The sequence below is a fragment of the Streptomyces sp. NRRL WC-3549 genome (genome assembly GCF_000721935.1).
Taxonomy (GTDB): Bacteria; Actinomycetota; Actinomycetes; order Streptomycetales; family Streptomycetaceae; genus Streptomyces.
Genome location: NZ_KL585425.1, coordinates 71,816 through 74,952, shown reverse-complemented (window position 1 = coordinate 74,952; position 3,137 = coordinate 71,816). Strand labels below are relative to the sequence as shown.

General features: G+C 71.8%; 5 protein-coding genes and 1 riboswitch. Of the genes, 2 read left to right on the top strand and 3 right to left on the bottom strand.

Features of this window, described 5'->3' with window-relative positions; all coding sequences use genetic code 11:
- Window positions 1-300, top strand: a 300-nt coding sequence (locus IH13_RS0128115; RefSeq protein WP_031088776.1) for an aminotransferase class I/II-fold pyridoxal phosphate-dependent enzyme, incomplete at its 5' end; no start/stop codon positions are given.
- Window positions 301-746: 446 nt separating this feature from the next.
- On the opposite strand, the gene IH13_RS0128110 is transcribed toward IH13_RS0128115, so the two are convergent.
- From IH13_RS0128110 to IH13_RS0128100, 3 genes are all read right to left on the bottom strand, one after another.
- Window positions 747-1,217: a C40 family peptidase gene (locus IH13_RS0128110; RefSeq protein ID WP_031088775.1), complete on the bottom strand. Its 471-nt coding sequence runs from the start codon at window positions 1,215-1,217 to the stop codon at window positions 747-749.
- 3 nt (window positions 1,218-1,220) lie between these two features.
- Window positions 1,221-1,388: riboswitch (cyclic di-AMP (ydaO/yuaA leader) on the bottom strand.
- Window positions 1,389-1,757: 369 nt separating this feature from the next.
- Window positions 1,758-2,066, bottom strand: a complete 309-nt coding sequence (locus tag IH13_RS0128105; RefSeq protein WP_031088774.1) for a hypothetical protein — start codon at window positions 2,064-2,066, stop codon at window positions 1,758-1,760.
- Window positions 2,067-2,073: 7 nt separating this feature from the next.
- A complete protein-coding gene (locus IH13_RS0128100) occupies window positions 2,074-2,697 on the bottom strand; it encodes an ATP-dependent Clp protease proteolytic subunit (protein WP_031088773.1) in 624 nt (207 codons plus the stop codon).
- Between the two features lie 79 nt (window positions 2,698-2,776).
- Between IH13_RS0128100 and IH13_RS0128095 the strand changes: the two genes are divergently transcribed.
- Window positions 2,777-3,064, top strand: a complete 288-nt coding sequence (locus tag IH13_RS0128095; RefSeq protein WP_031088772.1) for a type II toxin-antitoxin system Phd/YefM family antitoxin — start codon at window positions 2,777-2,779, stop codon at window positions 3,062-3,064.
- The last annotated feature ends 73 nt before the right edge of the window (window positions 3,065-3,137 follow it).

Sequence of the window (3,137 nt, the reverse complement as noted above, 5' to 3'; positions counted from 1 at the left end):
CGCGCCGACCGGGCCCGCGGGGTCGCCGCCGAACTGTATGAGCGGCTGACGCGGGCCGGGCTCACCGCCGTACGCCCCGACGCGGCCGTCGTCTCCGTCCGGGCCCCGTCCGCCGAGGCGGCCGTGCGCTGGGCCGCCGACTGCCGCGCGGCGGGGCTCGGCGTGGGGTGCTTCCGGCCGCCGTCCGTTCCCGACGGCGTCTCCCGGCTGCGGCTGACGGCACGCGCCGACCTGACGGCGCAGCAGATCAGCACGGCGGTGGCCACGGTGGCGGCCACCGCGCCCCAGGTGGCGACGTGACGTGGCCCTCGGGCGGGCGGCGGACCACGCCGTGTGCGGTCCGGCAGGCGACGGACGGGGCACGGCCGTCGTCCGGGCACCCGCCCAGGAGTGCGACGGCCGGCCCGGCCGGCCGGGCCGGCGGCAGGACCGTCCGGCGGTCACCGCGCCTGGCGCGCCCCGCCCCCGCCCTCATCTGACGCCCATGACGAGGCGGACGCCCGCGACCGCTGAGCGGCGGCGCCGCCCACCCGGGGGCCTGGATGCGCCGCCGCTCCGGCCGGGACACGCTCCACACCGCGCCCGATCGGCCCGGTGACCGGGCCTCAGCGCGCCGAGGGAGAGCAGCGGGTGTCCGGTCAGCTCGTGGCCCCGACCGGACACCCGCAGCGGCGCCTTGCACCCTCACCGGGAGCCGCGGTCACCCGCTCACCCCGGAGAAGCTGCGAGGCGCCCCGGGAGCCGCGTCAGCGCACCCTTCCGTACCAGACGTTGTTCGCCCAGATCTTCTCCAGGCGGACCACGGCCCCGGTCTTCGGCGAGTGCCAGATCTTGCCCCCGCCCGCATAGATCCCTACGTGGTAGACGTTGCTACCGGAGTGAAAAAAGACCAGGTCACCGCGTTGCCGCTGTGACCTGGTGAGGTGTCGTGTCGAGTTGTACTGCTGCTGGGCGGTGCGGGGGAGTTTTTTCCCCGCCTTCTTGAACGAATAGAGCGTGAGGCCGGAGCAGTCGAATCGGTGAGGGCCCGTGGCACCCCATTTGTAGGGTGCCCCCTTCTTCGACGCGGCGATCTTGAGCGCCTTCGCGGAGAAGGTCGCGGCCTCGGCGTCGTTCACCATTCCGGGCGCCAGCATCGTGGTGCCGACGGCGATGGTGAGGACCGAGGCCGTGCCGACCCGGGCGAACAGAGACGGGACATGAACCTGCGCAGGCATGCGCAACCCTTCGTCAGCCGCCTGTGAAGGATGACCTGTCGGGTTCGGGCTGGCGAAGTTGCCCGGCCGCACACGGCGGCTTCACCCCAAGGGCTGACCGGAAGTCCGGCCGGCCCGATGTGCTCGGGTCCTCCACTCCTGCCGATCCACTCGTGTCGACCAGTCATCCGGGCGGCGGCAGGACTCGGCGTCCGCCCGGACCGCCCCGCCGTGGTGGCGGGGGCTTGTCGTCCCAGGGATCTTTACGCACCGATCATCGGATTTCCGAGCTGAAACGGCGTGATGTGAGAGTCGTCACGACTGATCCGTTCAGGTGGCCGGGTGCCGGCCGGGGTCTTCGCGACGGGTGCCGACCAGCCCCGTACCAGCGGCGGAACAACAGATTCCGTTCAGTGTCCGTCCGTGCCGCGCAAGTTGACCTGTCGCTCGCGCGGGGGACGCCCTACGCCGAACGAGCGAGGAAATCCGGTCAGCTCGTCGGGCGTGTCGTGAAACCGTGTCGAAACGCCGGTGCGGCAGGGGAGTCGGACGGGGATACCGTCAACTCCCGGTCGCCGGGGGGAGGGCGATCCGGCCGGCGCGTCGCTCCCCGTCGAGCAGCCGCAGCGTACGGGTCAGCGTGCCCCGGTGGAGCAGGCTCTCGCCCCGGTCGTGCATCAGCGTCAGCGCGTCGCGCAGCGCGGCGGCCCGGGATGCCAGCGCCTGGGCGGCGCGCAGGGCGCCGTAGGTGTCGCCGCCGTGGGCCGGGTTGATACGGCCGACCTGGTCCAGGACGTCCAGGTAGCAGTCGATGAACTCGGCCTCGGCGCGGGTGAGTGCGGGAAGGGGCGGAGGCTCGGGGGAGAGCATCGGCGATTCACCTCGCGGTGTGCGGCGTGCGGTTCTCGAGGACGTGGTCGACCAGCCCGTACGCCTGGGCGGCCCGGGCGTCGAGGATGACGTCCCGCTCGATGTCGGCGTCGACGTCCTGGACCGAACGTCCCGTGTGCCGGGCCAGCATGGCCGTGAGCGTCTCGCGCATGCGCGTCAACTCGCGGGCCTGGATTTCGAGATCGGACGGCTGGCCCCGCACCGGCTCGACCAGGGAGGGCTGCTGGATGACTACCCGGGCCCCGGGCAGGGCATGCCGCCGCCCCGGTGTGCCCGCCGCGAGCAGTACGGCGGCGCCGGAGCCCGCCTGGCCGAGGCAGAAGGTCTCCACGTCGCAGCTGAGGAAGAGCATCGTGTCGTAGAGCGCCGTCATCGCCTCGAACGAGCCGCCGGGGGAGTTGATGTACAGGGAGACCGGCCGGTCCGGATCGGCGTACTCCAGGTACATGAACTGGGCGATCAGGTCACCGGCCGAGGTGTCGTCCACCGGGGTGCCGAGGAAGACGATCCGCTCCGAAAGCAGTTTCGAGTACGGATCCAGCGTTCGGGTGCCGGTCGGGGTGCGTTCGGTGAACTCGGGCAGGACGTGACGGGCGGCGGGGCGGAGCATGGCGATGCCTTTCCTCGGACCACGGCGAATCGGTGTACGTAAAAAATGTACAGGACGTACAGGAGGTTAGAATGAGGGCATGGCCTACGAGATTCCGGTGACGCAAGCCAGGGCTGAGCTCGCCGACCTGATCAACCGTGTCGTCTACGGCGGTGAACGCGTCGTCGTCACCCGGCACGGAAGACCCCTTGTGGCCCTGGTTTCCGCCGCTGACCTGGAAAAGCTGGAGGCCGGGGAGGCGGAGGAGGTGCAGGAGCAGGTGGTCCGCTCGATCTCCTCGCTGGGCTCCGTCGCGTCCGCTCCGGGCGAACGGCGGAGGTTCGGGATCGCGGCCGAGCACCGCGGCGAACACGACCACGAGGGCTGACCTCCCGGTCGTCCCGCGCTGTCCGTCGGGGCGGGCGTGGGACGCCGGAAGCCGCGCGGACCGGCCCGGTCGA

Bases quoted from the DNA above. Each gene is read 5' to 3' on its own strand.
- IH13_RS0128105 (WP_031088774.1), bottom strand. From the start codon at position 2,066: ATGCTCTCCCCCGAGCCTCCGCCCCTTCCCGCACTCACCCGCGCCGAG.
- IH13_RS0128110 (WP_031088775.1), bottom strand. From the start codon at position 1,217: ATGCCTGCGCAGGTTCATGTCCCGTCTCTGTTCGCCCGGGTCGGCACG.
- IH13_RS0128100 (WP_031088773.1), bottom strand. From the start codon at position 2,697: ATGCTCCGCCCCGCCGCCCGTCACGTCCTGCCCGAGTTCACCGAACGC.
- IH13_RS0128095 (WP_031088772.1), top strand. From the start codon at position 2,777: ATGGCCTACGAGATTCCGGTGACGCAAGCCAGGGCTGAGCTCGCCGAC.